This is a genomic window from Salmonella sp. NW177, from assembly GCF_051811585.1.
Classification (GTDB): domain Bacteria; phylum Pseudomonadota; class Gammaproteobacteria; order Enterobacterales; family Enterobacteriaceae; genus Salmonella; species Salmonella enterica.
The window spans coordinates 1,199,693-1,217,821 of record NZ_JAMMZV010000001.1 but is presented as its reverse complement, the minus strand read 5'-3'; the positions used below and the strand labels follow the sequence as shown (position 1 = coordinate 1,217,821).

Annotated in this window: 18 protein-coding genes; 16 read left to right on the top strand and 2 right to left on the bottom strand. The window is 53.8% G+C overall.

Annotation, left to right across the window (positions count from 1 at the left end):
• The first annotated feature begins 9 nt into the window (after positions 1 to 9).
• Positions 10 to 963 (top strand): flagellar hook-associated protein FlgL, encoded by a 954-nt coding sequence (gene flgL / locus NA986_RS06395; RefSeq protein WP_001223032.1) that lies wholly within the window; start codon positions 10 to 12, stop codon positions 961 to 963.
• 256 nt (positions 964 to 1,219) lie between these two features.
• Here flgL and rne read toward each other — a convergent pair whose 3' ends face one another.
• Entirely contained in the window at positions 1,220 to 4,423 is a 3,204-nt protein-coding gene (gene rne / locus NA986_RS06390) for a ribonuclease E (protein ID WP_070793861.1), read from the bottom strand.
• A 573-nt stretch (positions 4,424 to 4,996) separates the two neighbouring features.
• Here rne and rluC point away from each other — a divergent pair.
• The 3 genes from rluC (at position 4,997) to NA986_RS06375 (ending at position 7,283) form a co-directional block, all read left to right on the top strand.
• Positions 4,997 to 5,956, top strand: coding sequence for a 23S rRNA pseudouridine(955/2504/2580) synthase RluC (rluC, locus tag NA986_RS06385; RefSeq protein WP_000846319.1), 960 nt, complete (start codon positions 4,997 to 4,999; stop codon positions 5,954 to 5,956).
• A gap of 155 nt (positions 5,957 to 6,111) precedes the next feature.
• On the top strand, positions 6,112 to 6,855 hold the full coding sequence (locus tag NA986_RS06380) for a DUF3053 domain-containing protein (protein ID WP_077248367.1): 744 nt from the start codon (positions 6,112 to 6,114) through the stop codon (positions 6,853 to 6,855).
• Positions 6,856 to 7,058: 203 nt separating this feature from the next.
• Positions 7,059 to 7,283, top strand: a complete 225-nt coding sequence (locus NA986_RS06375; protein ID WP_070793860.1) for a hypothetical protein — start codon at positions 7,059 to 7,061, stop codon at positions 7,281 to 7,283.
• Between the two features lie 70 nt (positions 7,284 to 7,353).
• Here NA986_RS06375 and NA986_RS06370 read toward each other — a convergent pair whose 3' ends face one another.
• Positions 7,354 to 7,938 (bottom strand): Maf family protein, encoded by a 585-nt coding sequence (locus tag NA986_RS06370; protein ID WP_001137604.1) that lies wholly within the window; start codon positions 7,936 to 7,938, stop codon positions 7,354 to 7,356.
• A 197-nt stretch (positions 7,939 to 8,135) separates the two neighbouring features.
• Here NA986_RS06370 and yceD point away from each other — a divergent pair, with 197 nt between their 5' ends.
• The 12 genes from yceD to holB all read left to right on the top strand — a co-directional run bounded on the left by yceD (position 8,136) and on the right by holB (position 18,129).
• Positions 8,136 to 8,657, top strand: a complete 522-nt coding sequence (gene yceD / locus NA986_RS06365; protein ID WP_001174492.1) for a 23S rRNA accumulation protein YceD — start codon at positions 8,136 to 8,138, stop codon at positions 8,655 to 8,657.
• Positions 8,658 to 8,708: 51 nt separating this feature from the next.
• Complete coding sequence (rpmF, locus tag NA986_RS06360) at positions 8,709 to 8,882, top strand: 50S ribosomal protein L32 (protein WP_000290727.1); 174 nt, start codon at positions 8,709 to 8,711, stop codon at positions 8,880 to 8,882.
• Between the two features lie 133 nt (positions 8,883 to 9,015).
• Positions 9,016 to 10,095: a phosphate acyltransferase PlsX gene (plsX, locus tag NA986_RS06355; protein ID WP_001518286.1), complete on the top strand. Its 1,080-nt coding sequence runs from the start codon at positions 9,016 to 9,018 to the stop codon at positions 10,093 to 10,095.
• A 79-nt stretch (positions 10,096 to 10,174) separates the two neighbouring features.
• Positions 10,175 to 11,128: a beta-ketoacyl-ACP synthase III gene (gene fabH, locus NA986_RS06350; protein ID WP_000288148.1), complete on the top strand. Its 954-nt coding sequence runs from the start codon at positions 10,175 to 10,177 to the stop codon at positions 11,126 to 11,128.
• Positions 11,129 to 11,143: 15 nt separating this feature from the next.
• Complete coding sequence (gene fabD, locus NA986_RS06345) at positions 11,144 to 12,073, top strand: ACP S-malonyltransferase (RefSeq protein ID WP_001529843.1); 930 nt, start codon at positions 11,144 to 11,146, stop codon at positions 12,071 to 12,073.
• A 12-nt stretch (positions 12,074 to 12,085) separates the two neighbouring features.
• Positions 12,086 to 12,820, top strand: coding sequence for a 3-oxoacyl-ACP reductase FabG (gene fabG, locus NA986_RS06340; protein ID WP_000007236.1), 735 nt, complete (start codon positions 12,086 to 12,088; stop codon positions 12,818 to 12,820).
• Positions 12,821 to 12,975: 155 nt separating this feature from the next.
• Entirely contained in the window at positions 12,976 to 13,212 is a 237-nt protein-coding gene (gene acpP, locus NA986_RS06335) for an acyl carrier protein (protein ID WP_000103754.1), read from the top strand.
• 85 nt (positions 13,213 to 13,297) lie between these two features.
• Positions 13,298 to 14,539 carry a beta-ketoacyl-ACP synthase II gene (gene fabF, locus NA986_RS06330; protein ID WP_000044664.1) on the top strand — a complete coding sequence of 414 codons (1,242 nt, stop codon included), beginning with the start codon at positions 13,298 to 13,300 and terminating at the stop codon, positions 14,537 to 14,539.
• A 123-nt stretch (positions 14,540 to 14,662) separates the two neighbouring features.
• Positions 14,663 to 15,472, top strand: coding sequence for an aminodeoxychorismate lyase (gene pabC / locus NA986_RS06325; RefSeq protein ID WP_000478653.1), 810 nt, complete (start codon positions 14,663 to 14,665; stop codon positions 15,470 to 15,472).
• A 2-nt stretch (positions 15,473 to 15,474) separates the two neighbouring features.
• Positions 15,475 to 16,497 carry a cell division protein YceG gene (gene yceG / locus NA986_RS06320; protein ID WP_000736459.1) on the top strand — a complete coding sequence of 341 codons (1,023 nt, stop codon included), beginning with the start codon at positions 15,475 to 15,477 and terminating at the stop codon, positions 16,495 to 16,497.
• Positions 16,487 to 17,128: a dTMP kinase gene (gene tmk / locus NA986_RS06315; RefSeq protein ID WP_000535396.1), complete on the top strand. Its 642-nt coding sequence runs from the start codon at positions 16,487 to 16,489 to the stop codon at positions 17,126 to 17,128. Before yceG ends, tmk begins: the two co-directional genes overlap by 11 nt.
• Positions 17,125 to 18,129, top strand: a complete 1,005-nt coding sequence (gene holB / locus NA986_RS06310) for a DNA polymerase III subunit delta' (protein ID WP_000872450.1) — start codon at positions 17,125 to 17,127, stop codon at positions 18,127 to 18,129. Before tmk ends, holB begins: the two co-directional genes overlap by 4 nt.

Below are 18,129 nucleotides of genomic sequence, written 5' to 3'. Positions count from 1 at the left end.
AAGGATGACATGCGTATCAGTACCCAGATGATGTACGAACAAAATATGAGCGGCATCACTAATTCTCAGGCCGAATGGATGAAGCTGGGCGAGCAGATGTCTACCGGTAAGCGCGTTACCAACCCATCTGACGATCCGATCGCCGCGTCGCAGGCGGTAGTACTCTCTCAGGCGCAGGCGCAGAATAGCCAGTATGCCCTGGCGCGTACGTTTGCCACCCAAAAAGTGTCGCTGGAAGAAAGCGTACTCAGTCAGGTGACGACGGCGATTCAAACCGCGCAGGAAAAAATCGTCTATGCCGGAAACGGCACGTTAAGCGACGATGACCGCGCGTCGCTGGCGACGGATTTACAGGGGATCCGCGATCAGCTGATGAACCTGGCAAACAGCACTGACGGCAATGGTCGCTATATCTTTGCCGGGTATAAAACGGAAGCGGCGCCATTCGACCAGGCGACAGGTGGTTATCATGGCGGCGAGAAAAGTGTTACCCAGCAGGTGGATTCCGCACGCACGATGGTAATTGGCCATACGGGCGCGCAAATTTTTAATAGCATCACCAGCAATGCGGTGCCGGAACCGGATGGCTCGGACTCCGAAAAGAATCTGTTTGTCATGCTCGATACGGCAATTGCCGCGCTCAAGACCCCGGTGGAAGGCAATGACGTGGAAAAAGAAAAGGCCGCTGCCGCCATTGATAAAACCAATCGCGGCTTAAAAAATTCGCTTAATAACGTCCTGACCGTTCGTGCGGAACTGGGAACGCAACTGAGCGAACTCAGTACGCTGGATTCACTGGGAAGCGATCGTGCGCTGGGACAGAAACTGCAGATGAGCAACCTGGTAGATGTGGACTGGAACTCGGTCATTTCCTCCTACGTCATGCAACAGGCGGCATTACAGGCGTCCTATAAAACGTTTACCGACATGCAGGGAATGTCGCTTTTCCAGTTGAACCGGTAACGCCTCTTTTTGAAACATATCACGAAACTGGATATGTTTTGTCTGCCCGCGCCATCCACCCCGGCGCGGGCATTTTTTTAGTCGTCATTGAGTTAGTGGTCATATTGTCGCGCCCGTAGCGACGCCATCCGTACGTATTATCCCGCCCGATCTCATAAACGCCTGGAGTGACTAAAAGACGCCATGGGGTGAGGCATCGCCCTGTAAGGGGCATAAAAAAGCCGACCTGGCGGTCGGCTTTGTATCAGCATTTACATCATTCTACCGGCTGTGGTCGTGTCGCCGGGGCGCTGGCGTGACGTGTGGCGCTGTGTCCGCCTGCTGCGCCTTTACCTTCAAAGTGGAAGGAAGGGCGCTGCCAGTCGCTATGGTGCGGGGTTTCCGGCACATATTCCGGCGCTGGCGCACGCGTCATCGGCGCGCTGGCGTGGTTATGATCGTCAACGCAGACAACGTCCTGCGGCTTTTCCACCACCTGGGCCGGTGCGATAACGGTTTCTTCTGCCGTGTGCTCCACAACAGCCGCTTCCGCTTTTGTCTCTTCTTCTGGCTCGACAACGACAACATCAGCCACGTTTTCAGCCACCGTAATGGACGCGTCGGCGGTTTCTGCTACCGGTTCGGCGTCAGCAATAACCTCTTGCGCTTCCGGCGTATCGCTTTCGACAATCAGTTGCGGCTGTTCATCAACCGGCGCGGCAATCACTTCCGGATGCGTTGTCTCGACCTCGACGACTTCCGGCGCCTGTGGTTCGGCGACGGTCTGCGGCTCAACGGCAACGTTTTCTACTGCCTGTACCGACGCTTGTGGTTCGAGCGCTACGGTCGCAGCGATAACCTGCTGTTCAGCGACAACCGGTTGTGGCAGCGCCAGATCTGCTTCACGCTGCTCTTCAACAACCTGCGTTTCCTGAGGACGGACAATCGGGTAGCGGATCCAGACTTTACCGGATGCCATTTCCGGCGACGCGCAGGCGACGGTTAACGGCATTGGCGATTGTGTCGGGTAGCGCTCGTCACGATAGCGACGGCGACGCTGACCGCTTACGCGCAGGTGGCGCGGAGAACGGCGGGAGCGACGCGGCATACCGGTATTATCGCGAGGTTCTACGCTATCATCCTGCTCCGGCGTGATATCGGCAACGACAGGTAAATCAACTTTCGCCAGCTCGGTACGCGGCGCTGGAACGGGCTGTTCAACGTTTTCAACCGGGCGTGGTTCGTCGACGACGACCGGCGTGTCAACCGTTTCAACCACTGCGCTGTTGGTAAAGCGGACTTTCTGATTAAGCTGACGCTGCTTGCGGCGCGGCTGAACCTGCTGAACGCGTTCTTCCTGCTCGGTCTCCTGGACAGGCTGTTCTTCGCGGTTAAGCGCTTTTACTTCCTGCTGCGCCTGGCGCTTGTCATCATTGCGGCGGCGGCTGCGTTCGCGACGCGGCGTCTGTTGCTGCTCATCGCCAGTTTTCACTTTTTCCGCCGTTTCCTGCTGGCGGGTGTCGCGCGTTTCCGCATTTTGCTGCTGCGCCTGGCGACGGTTACGACGATTATCGTCGCGGCTCTCGCCGCCGTCACGTCCGGCACGGTTATCACGGGTGTCGCGGCGTTCGTTACGATCGCGACGGTTGTTCTGCCGTGGCTTGCGACGATCCTGCTGACGCTCCGCTTTTTCTTCCGCTTTCGGTGCGGCTGTTTCGACGGCTTTCGTTTCTTCACCGCTGAACAGTTGTTTCAGCGCGTTAAGGAAGCGGCTAAACAGACCCGGCTGGGCAGGCTGCGCGGCGGCAACATTATCCTTTTTCGCCGTGGCGACGCTAACCGCCGGTTCGACAGGCGTCGGCGCCGGAGGCACATCTGGCATAGCGAATGTCGCCAGCGCAGGCTGTTCCGGGCGTTTACGCTCGGCGTACTCTTCTTCAGAAGGCAGCGCCATCGCTTCTTCGTGCAGCTTCGGCAGCATGTAGCTCAGGGTCGGCGTTTCTTCCCCTTTGCGTACGCGCAGCACGGAATAGTGCGGCGTTTCCATCTGATCGTTCGGGACGATGACACAGCGGACGCCATCCTGACGCGTCTCAATAGCGTTCACTGCCGTCCGTTTTTCGTTAAGCAGATAAGAGGCGATCGGCACAGGAACAATGGCATGGACTTCCTGCGTATTCTCTTTCAGCGCTTCTTCTTCAATCAGGCGCAGAATGGACAGCGACAGAGATTCGTTATCGCGCACGGTGCCGGTACCGCTACAGCGCGGACACACGTGATGGCTGGATTCGCCCAGCGACGGGCTCAGGCGCTGACGCGACATTTCGAGCAGGCCGAAGCGGGAAATATGGCTAATCTGAATACGCGCCCGGTCCTGACGTACCGCTTCACGCAGACGGTTTTCTACCGCGCGCTGGTGACGTACCGGCGTCATATCGATAAAGTCGATAACGATCAGGCCGCCCAGGTCGCGCAGACGCAACTGGCGGGCAATCTCATCGGCCGCTTCCAGGTTGGTATTAAACGCCGTTTCTTCGATATCGCCGCCGCGAGTCGCGCGGGCGGAGTTGATATCGATGGCGGTTAACGCTTCGGTACTGTCAATGACGATGGAGCCGCCGGAGGGCAGGCGCACTTCACGCTGGAACGCTGACTCGATCTGCGATTCGATCTGGTAATGGCTGAACAACGGGATTTCACCGGTGTACAGCTTAATTTTGCTGCTAAAATCCGGGCGGCCCAACGCGGCGATATGCTGACGCGCCATTTCCATCACTTTTGGATTGTCGATCAGGATTTCACCGATATCCTGACGCAGATAGTCGCGAAACGCGCGTACGATGACGTTGCTTTCCTGATGGATCAGGAACGGCGCGGGACGGCTTTCAGCGGCTTTCTGAATGGCTTCCCAGTGTTTCAGGCGGAAGCTTAAATCCCACTGCAACGCTTCGGCGGATTTACCCACGCCCGCGGTACGCACGATAAGCCCCATCCCTTCAGGAAGTTCCAGACTGGCCAACGCTTCTTTTAACTCGGTACGATCGTCGCCTTCAATGCGACGGGAAATACCACCCGCGCGCGGGTTATTCGGCATCAGTACCAGGTAGCTGCCCGCCAGACTGATAAAGGTGGTTAACGCCGCGCCTTTGTTGCCGCGCTCTTCTTTATCGATTTGAACAATGACTTCCTGGCCTTCGCGTAACACGTCTTTAATGTTCGGGCGACCATGAGCGCTGTAGTTAGCGGGGAAATATTCGCGGGCAATTTCTTTTAACGGGAGGAAACCGTGGCGTTCTGCGCCGTAATCAACAAAAGCCGCTTCCAGGCTCGGTTCAATACGGGTAATTTTGCCTTTATAGATGTTCGCTTTTTTCTGCTCGTGTCCGGGGCTTTCTATATCCAGATCGTACAGACGCTGCCCATCTACAAGGGCGACGCGCAACTCTTCCTGCTGAGTCGCGTTGATTAACATTCTTTTCATCGTAACTTACTCATTATTCTTACGTTGACGACTAAGCTGCGGGCATGGTGACGCCTTACCGGGCATGAACCGATGGCCTCGTGACTATTTCGCGTCGCCAACCTCACGGTTATCGTCAGCTCAAAGAGGCGCAGAGTGTCGGTTGCCTGTATTTCATACGGAAACACAGCGCAATTATCAGGGAAGCAGCCTGGGCATTACTCTCCAGAGAAGATCCTATCTACCGGTAAGGACTGCAACCCGCAGCCCGCTAACTGTCTGAAAAATCAATACGTCTTACGCCATTGCTGCGTTGATGATCGGTCAGACAAAATGGGTTATTCCGCTAAACTTTTTGTTTTAACAAGTTTCGGTGCGGAAACCGCATCATTATTCCACTGCTAACCTTGTTATAGCAAGATGACTTTTACCATTTATCACCCGCTTACTCACAGTTTTTTCACCAGCGCGAGCCAATCGCTTTAATAACCAGCAAAACCGCAGTGAAAAATGTTCAACCACTGGCGTAGACGTCTCTATAAGCATAGAAAAATGTGTGGCGCGAATCTCACAGGCTATTTAGAATCGCCCCCCATGAAAACAGAAACGCCATCCGTAAAAATTGTTGCTATCGCCGCTGACGAAGCGGGGCAACGCATTGATAACTTTTTGCGCACCCAACTGAAAGGGGTACCAAAAAGTATGATTTATCGCATCTTGCGTAAAGGCGAGGTGCGGGTGAACAAAAAACGCATTAAACCGGAATACAAACTGGAAGCGGGCGATGAAGTCCGCATTCCGCCGGTTCGCGTTGCTGAACGCGAAGAAGAGGCCGTGTCGCCGCATTTGCAAAAAGTGGCGGCGTTGGCGGACGTCATTTTGTATGAAGACGACCATATTCTGGTGCTGAATAAGCCTTCCGGCACCGCCGTACACGGCGGGAGCGGGTTAAGTTTTGGCGTCATCGAAGGGCTGCGGGCGTTGCGTCCGGAAGCGCGATTCCTGGAACTGGTGCATCGTCTTGACCGCGATACCTCCGGCGTGCTGTTGGTGGCGAAAAAACGCTCCGCGCTGCGTTCGCTGCATGAACAACTGCGCGAAAAGGGAATGCAGAAAGATTATCTGGCGCTGGTGCGCGGCCAGTGGCAATCGCACGTTAAAACCGTACAGGCGCCATTATTAAAGAACATTCTGCAAAGCGGCGAACGCATTGTTCGCGTGAGCCAGGAAGGCAAACCGTCAGAAACGCGCTTCAAGGTGGAAGAGCGCTATGCCTTCGCCACGCTGGTGCGCTGTAGCCCGGTCACGGGCCGTACGCATCAGATTCGCGTACATACCCAATATGCCGGTCACCCTATTGCGTTCGACGATCGCTACGGCGACCGTGAGTTTGATCAACAGCTTACCGAAGCGGGAACCGGTCTTAAACGTCTCTTTCTGCACGCCGCGGCGCTGAAGTTCACGCATCCGGGAACGGGCGAAGTCATGCGCATTGAAGCGCCAATGGATAACGCCCTGAAGCGCTGTCTGCAGGTGCTGCGTAACGCAAAATAGTTCCTCTTTCGGGCAGGTTATCTGCCCGAATCTCACTTTTCTCATAATATTTTTGTTTTGCTGTATCCGACGCATTTTTACCGTTGTGTACTGTTTATTCTTGCGATCCGGATTTCGGCGCGTTTAAGGACGAACAGATGGCCAACACTAGCTGGATGCGCTCATTTACACAGCGTTGGGGAAAATACGTTATCGTGCCGTTCGTTATCGCGATGTTGGCCGGTTGCGAAGGGAAGGGCGATAGTTCACGACGGGCTTTCGTGGAGTATTTGAATACGCAAATCATTACGTCTCCCGTGGTGGGCGTCTGTGAGTTGACGCCAGCCCAACGTCAGGCTTTTGGTCATTACGCCGATGACTACGATGTACTATTAGCTGCCTACGGGCAAATCTTTGCTGTGGTGTATGAGACCGGCCAGGAGGATAAGATCACCGGTGTTATCCAGTCTGAGCGTGATAATCTGGTTTTCCTGAACGAGCTACGTGTGGCTCGTGACGTAAACAATCGATTTATCCTTCGGTTGAAAAATGTGAGTAGTGAAAACAGAAAAAAATATTCTGCTTTAAAGCTCCCCTCTGATGTGAAGCCTGTCTTTGACGCTGCGTGGAATAAAACCGTAACACCGCTGGATGAGACGATGACTCGCTATTATTTTCTGCGCGGAAAGCGGCTCGACCAGCTGGTCGCGATGGGCGAGTTTCTGCAAAAACAGGGAAATAAAGTCCGCTTTGAAACGAATGGAAAAGCGGTTTTTGCCGACCTGGCAGCAAAAGAACACTTTCAGGATCAACAATTTAATTTTTTCATTACGCAGAATGATATAAACCATCTTACTCAGCAGATGGTTGAATTTATAAATAGTCAACAAGATGCGGCGGATGCTGGCGGCGTTAATTAAAGGAATGTGTCGTGAGGTGAAGCAATGTTAGGGGGGGCGTAAACTCATCGCGAGATGGAATTTAACGAGTCGCAAAGGGAAGGTTTCAGGACAGTAAACGTCCTGAGAGTTGCTCGCGAGAATAAGTTTGTAAGCCGCTTTTGACGCCGTAGAGCGCGTCAGGCGAGTATTGAGAACATGTGTTTTTACAAAACTGAACTGAGATGGGGAATTCATTAACGCGCACGTACACCGCTGTTGATACCCTATGGGATAAAACGCACCGTACATCGGTTCGTAATACCAATGCTTTTTTTCTGGTCGGTGAATGGATTGACCAGGAAACGGGCCCGCACGAAGAGAGTGAAGATCGGCAGGAGCTAAATTGTTCACAACAAGCGCTTTCCAGTTGGTTAGAACTGGAAGCGGTCGAAACTGCTCCCCAATAAACGGGAGATAACTACCAACACGTGCAGAAACGGCTTTTAGCGGTATTTGAAAAGCCTACAGAATATCCGTTTACTGCAGTAGCGGGTTGAAGCCTTCCCGTCGCAGCATCTGGCACAGAGCAATAAGCGGCAAGCCGATCAGCGTGTTCGGATCGCGGCCCTCCAGGCGCTCAAATAATGCAATGCCTAAACCTTCGCTTTTAAAACTTCCCGCGCAGTGCAGCGGATGCTCTTTACGGACATAGTCGTCTATTTCCGCTTCGCTTAAATGGCGAAAATGAACGTCAAAAGGCTCCACTTCGGTTTGTAAGTGCCCGGAGGCGGAGTTATACAGTGCCAGTCCGGTATAAAACGTCACAATATTTCCGCTGGCTTTGGCTAATTGCTGACGCGCTTTTTCTTCCGTCAGCGGTTTGCCGGTGATTTCGCCGTCCAGAACACAAATTTGGTCGGAGCCAATAATCAAATGATTCGGGAAACGCGCGGCGAGCGATTGCGCCTTCGCCTGCGCCAGCCGCAGCACCAACTGACGCGGCGCTTCGCCCGGCATGGGGGTTTCATCAACATCCGGCGCGGCGCATTCGAAAGGAATCGTCAGCTTTTCCAGCAGCGCGCGACGCCAGGGAGAGGTAGACGCAAGGATGAGACGGGGCATATTTTTTCCCTCAGATATAGCGTAATGATGAGAGCCATCTTAAACTATGCTCTTCGGTCTTCAAGCCTGTCATACTGACTCGTCTTGAGCGAAAATAAGTCTGTAACCCGCAATGTGTGCGAATTATTGGCAAAAGGCAACCGTAGGCTGCCTTTTTCTTTGACTATATGACGTTACGAAGTTAATATGCGCGCCCTATGCAAAAGGTAAAATTACCCCTGACTCTTGATCCGGTTCGTACCGCTCAAAAACGCCTTGATTACCAGGGTATCTATACCCCCGATCAGGTTGAGCGCGTTGCCGAATCTGTAGTCAGTGTGGACAGTGATGTGGAATGCTCCATGTCGTTCGCTATCGATAACCAGCGTCTCGCCGTTTTAACCGGCGATGCGGTCGTTACGGTGTCGCTCGAATGCCAGCGTTGCGGGAAACCGTTTACCCATCAGGTTCACACAACGTATTGTTTTAGCCCTGTCCGTTCCGACGAGCAGGCTGAAGCACTGCCGGAAGCGTATGAGCCGATTGAGGTAAACGAATTCGGCGAAATCGATCTGCTGGCGACGGTTGAAGATGAAATCATCCTCGCCTTGCCGGTAGTTCCGGTGCATGATTCTGAACACTGTGAAGTGTCCGAGGCGGACATGGTCTTTGGCGAACTGCCTGATGAAGCGCAAAAGCCAAACCCATTTGCCGTATTAGCCAGCTTAAAGCGTAAGTAATAGGTCTTCCCCGCGGACGCAGGGATAAACCGTAATTGAGGAGTAAGGTCCATGGCCGTACAACAGAATAAACCAACCCGTTCCAAACGTGGCATGCGTCGTTCCCATGACGCTCTGACCGCAGTCACCAGCCTGTCTGTAGACAAAACTTCTGGTGAAAAACACCTGCGTCACCACATCACTGCCGACGGTTACTACCGCGGCCGTAAGGTCATCGCTAAGTAATCGCGCGATACTCGATGCCTTTTGCATCACAGGCGTGCCTGTGGTGTAAAAGCCGAAGAGTACAAGCGTGATAAAGCTTAGTGAGGATTTCTCCGCGTAAGCGGAGAACACCGAACCAGGCAGCGACGATACCTTGACACGTCTAACCCTGGCGTTAGATGTCATGGGGGGCGATTTTGGTCCTTCCGTGACGGTGCCTGCAGCATTGCAGGCACTGAACGCTAATTCGCAGCTCACTCTTCTTTTAGTCGGGAATCCCGATATTATCACGCCATTACTTGCCAAAGCTGACTTTGAACAACGTTCGCGTCTGCAGATTATCCCTGCACAGTCAGTTATTGCCAGTGATGCCCGGCCTTCGCAGGCGATCCGCGCCAGTCGCGGGACATCCATGCGTGTGGCCCTGGAGCTTGTGAAAGAAGGCCGAGCCGAAGCTTGCGTTAGCGCCGGTAATACCGGGGCGCTGATGGGGCTGGCGAAATTATTACTCAAGCCTCTTGAGGGGATTGAGCGTCCGGCGTTGGTGACGGTATTACCGCACCAGCAAAAGGGCAAAACGGTAGTGCTTGATTTGGGGGCCAACGTCGACTGTGACAGTACCATGCTGGTGCAGTTTGCCGTGATGGGCGCCGTTTTGGCGGAAGAGGTCGTCGGGATCAAAAATCCCCGCGTGGCGCTACTCAATATCGGGGAAGAAGAAACCAAAGGCCTCGACAGTATTCGCGAAGCCTCTTTAATGTTAAAAACAGTCCCAACCATCAATTACATCGGCTACCTTGAGGCGAATGAGTTACTGACGGGAAAAACCGATGTACTGGTGTGTGACGGTTTTACAGGCAATGTCACACTTAAAACGATGGAGGGGGTTGTCAGAATGTTCCTTTCACTGCTGAAATCACAGGGCGAGGGGAAAAAACGGTCGTGGTGGCTGCTGTTATTAAAACGTTGGTTACAAAAAAGCCTGACGAGGCGATTCAGTCACCTCAACCCCGACCAGTATAATGGCGCCTGTCTGTTAGGATTGCGCGGCACGGTGATAAAAAGTCATGGTGCGGCCAATCAGCGAGCATTTGCAGTCGCGATTGAACAGGCAGTGCAGGCGGTGCAGCGACAAGTTCCTCAGCGAATTGCCGCTCGCCTGGAATCTGTATACCCAGCCGGATTTGAACCGCTGGACGATGGCAAAGGCGTAAACCTGCGGGCGCACAGATAATATCGCTGTCTCCCCGGCGCCGCCAGCGTGCCAGACGTTTACAGGTAACGGTATATAACCGAAAAGTGACTGAGCGTACATGTATACGAAGATTATTGGTACTGGCAGCTATCTGCCCGAACAAGTGCGGACTAACGCCGATCTGGAAAAAATGGTTGAGACCTCTGACGAGTGGATTGTCACTCGTACAGGTATTCGTGAACGCCATATCGCCGCGCCGAATGAAACTGTCGCGACGATGGGCTTTACCGCTGCAAATCGCGCGATTGAGATGGCGGGGATCGATAAAGACCAAATTGGCTTGATTGTGGTGGCTACCACATCAGCAACGCATGCATTTCCAAGCGCGGCATGTCAGATTCAAAGTATGCTCGGTATTAAAGGTTGCCCGGCGTTTGATGTCGCGGCAGCGTGCGCAGGTTTCACCTACGCGTTAAGCATCGCCGACCAGTACGTTAAATCCGGCGCGGTTAAACACGCGCTGGTGGTCGGTTCCGATGTATTAGCCCGCACTTGCGATCCTGGCGATCGCGGTACGATCATTATTTTCGGCGATGGCGCAGGCGCGGCCGTACTGAGCGCTTCTGAAGAACCGGGTATTATCTCCACTCATCTTCATGCCGATGGCCGTTACGGTGAATTACTGACCCTGCCGAATGCCGATCGCGTAAATCCGGATAACCCGATTTACCTGACGATGGCGGGCAATGAAGTCTTTAAAGTGGCGGTCACTGAACTGGCGCATATTGTCGATGAGACGCTGGCGGCTAATAACCTGGATCGCTCAGAACTCGATTGGCTGGTGCCGCATCAGGCTAACCTGCGTATCATTAGCGCGACAGCGAAAAAACTCGGCATGTCGATGGACAATGTCGTCGTCACGCTGGACAGGCACGGTAATACCTCCGCGGCTTCTGTGCCGTGCGCGCTGGATGAAGCCGTGCGTGACGGGCGAATTAAAGCCGGTCAGCTGGTATTGCTTGAAGCCTTCGGGGGGGGATTCACCTGGGGCTCCGCGCTGATTCGTTTCTAGTATAAGGATTTAAACATGACGCAATTTGCATTTGTGTTCCCCGGTCAGGGTTCTCAGAGCGTTGGGATGTTGGCCGAAATGGCGGCAAATTACCCTATCGTAGAAGAAACGTTTGCTGAAGCTTCTGCGGCTCTGGGATATGATCTGTGGGCGCTCACCCAGCAAGGTCCAGCGGAAGAATTGAATAAAACCTGGCAGACGCAGCCGGCGTTATTAACCGCTTCCGTCGCGCTTTGGCGCGTTTGGCAGCAGCAGGGCGGTAAAATGCCTGCGTTAATGGCAGGTCACAGCCTGGGCGAATATTCCGCGCTGGTTTGCGCTGGCGTCATCAACTTTGCTGATGCCGTTCGTCTGGTGGAAATGCGTGGTAAATTCATGCAGGAAGCGGTTCCGGAAGGTACTGGCGGCATGTCTGCGATCATCGGGCTGGATGATGCCTCTATTGCTAAAGCCTGTGAAGAATCTGCCGAAGGGCAGGTTGTTTCGCCGGTTAACTTTAACTCGCCGGGACAGGTGGTTATCGCCGGGCATAAAGAGGCGGTAGAACGCGCGGGCGCAGCCTGTAAAGCCGCTGGCGCGAAACGCGCGCTGCCGCTGCCGGTGAGCGTACCGTCGCACTGCGCGCTGATGAAACCAGCGGCAGATAAGCTGGCGGTTGAATTAGCCAAAATTACCTTTAACGCGCCAACGGTGCCGGTAGTGAACAACGTTGACGTGAAATGTGAAACCGATGCCGCCGCTATCCGCGATGCGCTGGTTCGCCAGTTGTACAATCCGGTACAGTGGACGAAGAGCGTGGAATTTATCGCGGCGCAGGGCGTTGAACATCTTTATGAAGTGGGTCCAGGTAAAGTCCTCACTGGTCTGACGAAACGTATTGTCGACACCCTGACAGCGTCGGCGCTGAACGAGCCGGCGGCGCTGTCTGCGGCACTTACGCAATAAAAGAGGAAAACCATGAGCTTTGAAGGAAAGATTGCGCTGGTGACTGGTGCAAGCCGTGGCATAGGCCGCGCAATTGCAGAGACTCTCGTTGCCCGCGGCGCGAAAGTTATCGGGACTGCGACCAGTGAAAATGGTGCGAAGAACATTAGCGACTATTTAGGTGCTAACGGGAAAGGTTTGATGTTGAATGTGACCGATCCTGCATCTATTGAATCTGTTCTGGAAAATATTCGCGCAGAATTTGGTGAAGTGGATATCCTGGTTAATAATGCCGGTATCACTCGTGATAATCTGTTGATGCGAATGAAAGATGATGAGTGGAACGATATTATCGAAACCAACTTATCATCCGTTTTCCGCCTGTCAAAAGCGGTAATGCGCGCTATGATGAAAAAGCGTTGTGGTCGCATTATCACTATTGGTTCTGTGGTTGGTACCATGGGAAATGCAGGTCAGGCAAACTACGCTGCGGCGAAAGCGGGCCTGATCGGTTTCAGTAAATCACTGGCGCGTGAAGTTGCGTCCCGTGGTATTACTGTCAATGTTGTGGCTCCGGGTTTTATTGAAACGGACATGACGCGTGCGCTGTCTGACGATCAGCGTGCGGGTATCCTGGCGCAGGTGCCTGCGGGTCGCCTCGGCGGCGCTCAGGAAATCGCCAGCGCGGTTGCATTTTTAGCCTCTGACGAAGCGAGTTACATCACTGGTGAGACTCTGCACGTCAACGGCGGAATGTACATGGTTTAATCACGATTGAAAAATATTTGCGTTATTAGGGCGAAAGGCCGCAAAATAACGTAAAATCGTGGTAAGACCTGCCGGGATTTAGTTGCAAATTTTTCAACATTTTATACACTACGAAAACCATCGCGAAAGCGAGTTTTGATAGGAAATTTAAGAGTATGAGCACTATCGAAGAACGCGTTAAGAAAATTATCGGCGAACAGCTGGGCGTTAAGCAGGAAGAAGTAACCAACAATGCTTCTTTCGTTGAAGACCTGGGCGCAGATTCTCTTGACACCGTTGAGCTGGTAATGGCTCTGGAAGAAGAGTTTGATACTGAGATTCCGGACGAAGAAGCTGAGAAAATCACCACCGTTCAGGCTGCCATTGATTACATCAACGGCCACCAGGCGTAAGTGAACATCTCCAGGCGGTCGTTCGACCGCCTGAGTTTTATCTTTTTGTCCCACTAGAATCATTTTCCCTCCCTGGAGGACAACCGTGTCTAAGCGTCGTGTAGTTGTGACCGGACTGGGCATGTTGTCTCCTGTCGGCAATACCGTAGAGTCTACCTGGAAAGCTCTCCTTGCCGGTCAGAGTGGCATCAGCCTGATCGACCATTTCGATACTAGCGCCTATGCAACGAAATTTGCTGGCTTAGTAAAGGATTTTAACTGTGATGACATTATCTCGCGCAAAGAACAGCGCAAGATGGATGCCTTCATTCAATATGGAATTGTCGCTGGCGTACAGGCCATGCAGGATTCTGGCCTTGAAGTGACGGAAGAGAACGCAAGCCGTATTGGCGCCGCTATCGGCTCCGGTATCGGTGGTCTCGGTCTGATCGAAGAAAACCACAGTTCGCTGGTAAAAGGCGGACCGCGTAAGATTAGCCCGTTCTTTGTCCCGTCGACGATTGTTAACATGGTAGCAGGCCATCTGACTATCATGTATGGCCTGCGTGGGCCAAGCATCTCTATTGCGACTGCCTGTACTTCAGGCGTGCATAACATCGGCCATGCCGCGCGTATCATCGCCTATGGCGATGCGGACGCGATGGTGGCAGGTGGCGCAGAAAAAGCCAGTACGCCGCTGGGCGTAGGCGGTTTTGGCGCAGCGCGCGCGCTGTCGACCCGCAACGATAACCCACAGGCGGCGAGCCGTCCGTGGGATAAAGAACGCGATGGTTTTGTACTGGGCGACGGTGCCGGTATGTTGGTGCTTGAAGAGTACGAACATGCAAAAGCGCGTGGTGCGAAAATCTATGCTGAAATCGTCGGCTTTGGTATGAGCAGCGATGCTTACCATATGACGTCGCCGCCGGAAAATGGCGCAGGCGCTGCGCTGGCGATGGTTAACGCGTTGCGTGATGCCGCGATTGAGCCTGCTCAGATTGGCTACGTCAACGCGCACGGCACGTCGACGCCTGCCGGCGACAAAGCTGAGACGCAGGCGGTTAAGTCAGTCTTTGGCGATGCCGCAAGCCGAGTGATGGTGAGCTCGACCAAATCGATGACCGGCCATCTGTTGGGCGCCGCAGGCGCAGTAGAGTCTATTTTCTCTATTCTGGCGCTACGCGATCAGGCCATTCCGCCAACCATTAATCTGGATAACCCGGATGAAGGTTGCGATCTGGACTTCGTGCCGCATGAAGCGCGCCAGGTCAGCGATCTGGAGTATGCTCTGTGTAACTCCTTTGGCTTTGGCGGAACTAACGGTTCCTTGATTTTTAAAAAGATCTAAGTTAAGTCAGAGACAGACATTAATAAAAAGGTCCGCTTGTCGGGCCTTTTTTATCAGGCATATCATCTCTTGTTCTGCGTTATTCATCCTGCCACACTAGCAGGCGACGGATAAGGAGCCACTATGTTTTTAATTAATGGCCATGCGCAGGATCAACTTGCTGTAAGCGACCGGGCGACGCAGTTCGGCGATGGCAGTTTTACGACCGCACGTATTGTTGATGGCAACATTTGCCATCTGGAAGCGCATCTTCAGCGCTTGCAGGTTGCCTGTGAAAAATTACGGATCGCTTTTAGCCATTGGGCGACCCTTCGGCAAGAGATGACAATGTTGGCCACAGGGCATGATTCAGGCGTGTTGAAAGTGATCATTAGCCGTGGCAGCGGCGGCCGGGGATACAGCGCCATGAATTGTCAGGCAGCTACCCGAATCCTCTCCGTTTCTGCTTATCCCGCTTATTATTCTCAGTGGCGTAAGCAAGGCATCACTCTTACCCTTAGTCCCATACCGCTTGGGCGCAATCCTTATCTTGCCGGATTAAAACATCTGAACCGTCTCGAACAGGTGTTGATTCGCTCTCATCTTGAGCAGACGGACGCCGATGAGGCGCTGGTTCTTGACAGCGAGGGATGGGTTACGGAATGCTGTGCGGCTAATTTGTTCTGGCGTACAGGCGACATTGTTTTTACGCCGCGTCTGGATCAGGCCGGGGTGAACGGCATTATGCGACAATTTTGTTTACGCCAACTGGCGCAATCTCCTTTCCAGGTTCTTGAAGTACAGGCGAGAGAGGAGGCAGTCAGGCAGGCGGATGAGATTATCATCTGCAACGCGCTAATGCCGATTATTCCCATACGCGCCTATCACGGGACGTCGTATTCTTCGCGAACACTGTTTCAATTTTTAGCCCCATTTTGTGAGCATCCGAATTAGTTATGAAAAAATTGTCAGGCGTTTTCCTTCTGCTGTTGGTTGTGCTGGGTATTGCCGCGGGCGTGGGGATGTGGAAAGTTCGCCATCTGGCGAACAGCACGTTACTTATTAAAAACGAGACTATCTTTACGCTCAAGGCGGGAACGGGGCGGCTGGCGCTTGGCGACCAGCTTTATGATGAAAAAATCATTAATCGCCCCCGGGTATTTCAGTGGCTGCTGCGCGTGGAGCCTGAGTTATCGCACTTTAAAGCGGGAACTTACCGTTTTACGCCGGGGATGACCGTACGGGAAATGCTTGAGTTGCTGGAGAGCGGCAAAGAAGCGCAATTCCCGTTGCGGTTTGTGGAAGGGATGCGCCTTAGCGATTACCTGAAACAGCTACGAGAGGCGCCGTATATTCGCCATACATTGCCGGATGATGACTATGCCACTGTCGCTCAGGCATTAAAGCTTGCGCACCCGGAATGGGTAGAAGGGTGGTTCTGGCCTGATACCTGGATGTATACCGCCAACACCAGCGATGTCGCTATTCTCAAGCGAGCGCATCAAAAGATGGTGAAAGCTGTCGATACTGTCTGGAAAGGCCGGGCCGAGGGGCTGCCTTATAAAGATCAGAACCAACTGGTGACAATGGCCTCGATTATTGAAAAAGAGACGGCTGTCGCCAGCGAACGCGATCAGGTGGCCTCAGTCTTTATTAATCGCCTGAGAATCGGTATGCGCCTTCAGACCGATCCCACCGTGATTTACGGGATGGGGACGAGTTATAATGGTAACTTGTCGCGTGCGGATCTGGAAAAGCCGACGGCTTATAACACGTATACCATAACCGGGCTGCCGCCAGGACCGATCGCATCGCCCAGCGAAGCGTCATTGCAGGCGGCGGCGCATCCGGCGAAAACGCCGTATCTCTATTTTGTGGCCGACGGTAAAGGTGGTCACACATTTAACACCAATCTTGCCAGCCATAATCGGTCAGTGCAGGAGTACCTGAAAGTGCTTAAGGAAAAAAATGGGCAGTAATTATATCGTCATCGAGGGCCTGGAAGGCGCCGGAAAAACCACTGCGCGCGACGTGGTGGTGGAGACCCTTGAGCAACTGGGTATTCGTAATATGATTTTTACCCGTGAGCCGGGCGGTACGCAGCTTGCCGAAAAACTAAGAAGTCTGGTGTTGGATATTCGATCGGTAGGCGACGAAGTGATTACCGATAAAGCGGAAGTGCTGATGTTTTATGCCGCTCGCGTACAGCTCGTCGAAACGGTAATCAAACCCGCGCTGGCGCAAGGCATATGGGTGATCGGCGATCGCCACGATCTCTCAACCCAGGCGTATCAGGGGGGAGGGCGCGGCATTGATCAAACCATGCTGGCGACACTACGCGATGCCGTGCTGGGCGATTTTCGCCCTGACCTGACGCTGTATCTGGATGTCACGCCGGAAGTCGGGCTAAAACGCGCCAGAGCGCGCGGCGATTTGGATCGCATTGAGCAGGAATCTTTTGATTTCTTTAACCGGACTCGCGCGCGCTATCTGGAACTGGCGGCGCAAGACTCGCGTATCCGCACCATTGACGCGACCCAGCCGCTGGATGCCGTCATGCGCGACATTCGCGCCACGGTGACGAAGTGGGTGCAGGAGCAAGCGGCATGAAATGGTATCCATGGTTACGGCCCGCCTATGAAAAACTGGTAGAAAGTTACCAGGCGGGACGTGGGCACCATGCGCTACTGATTCAGGCCTTACCTGGCATGGGCGACGAGGCGCTGTGCTATGCGCTGAGCCGTTATCTGTTATGCCAGCAGCCTGAGGGCCACAAAAGCTGTGGGCATTGCCGTGGCTGTCAGCTTATGCAGGCTGGCACGCATCCGGACTATTACACGCTGACGCCGGATAAAGGCAAAAGCAGCCTCGGCGTAGATGCGGTACGCGAGGTCAGCGAGAAATTGTACGAGCACTCCCGTCTGGGCGGCGCGAAGGTGGTGTGGATTGCGGATGCGGCGCTATTAACCGACGCCGCCGCCAATGCGTTGCTCAAAACGCTGGAAGAGCCGCCGGAGCAAACCTGGTTTTTCCTTGCCAGCCCGGAGCCTGCTCGTCTGTTGGCGACATTACGCAGCCGCTGCCGGCTGCATCATCTGGCGCCGCCGTCCGAATCGTATGCGATGTCATGGCTATCACGAGAAGTGACGGCGTCACAAGAAGCATTGCTCACGGCGCTACGCCTGAACGCGGGATCGCCCGGCGCCGCGCTGGCGCTGTTGCAGTCTGAACGCTGGGCGCAGCGTGAGGCGCTGTGTCAGGCGTTAATGGACAGTTTGCATACGGGCGACTGGTATGCGTTATTAACGGCGCTCAATCATGAGCAAGCCCCGGCGCGCCTGCATTGGCTGGCGACGCTGCTGGTAGACGCGCTGAAACGTCAGCACGGCGCGTCGTACCTGACAAACGTTGATGCGGACGCGGTTGTTGCCGCGCTGGCGGGGCCGCTATCCCCGGCGCGTATTCAGGCAATCCTGAACGATGTTTGCCATTGCCGTGATCAATTACTCCATGTGACCGGATTAAACCGCGAACTGGTATTAACCGATCTCATTCTCCGCATCGAGCATTACCTGCAACCAGGCACCTTGTTGCCTGTTCCTCATCTTTGA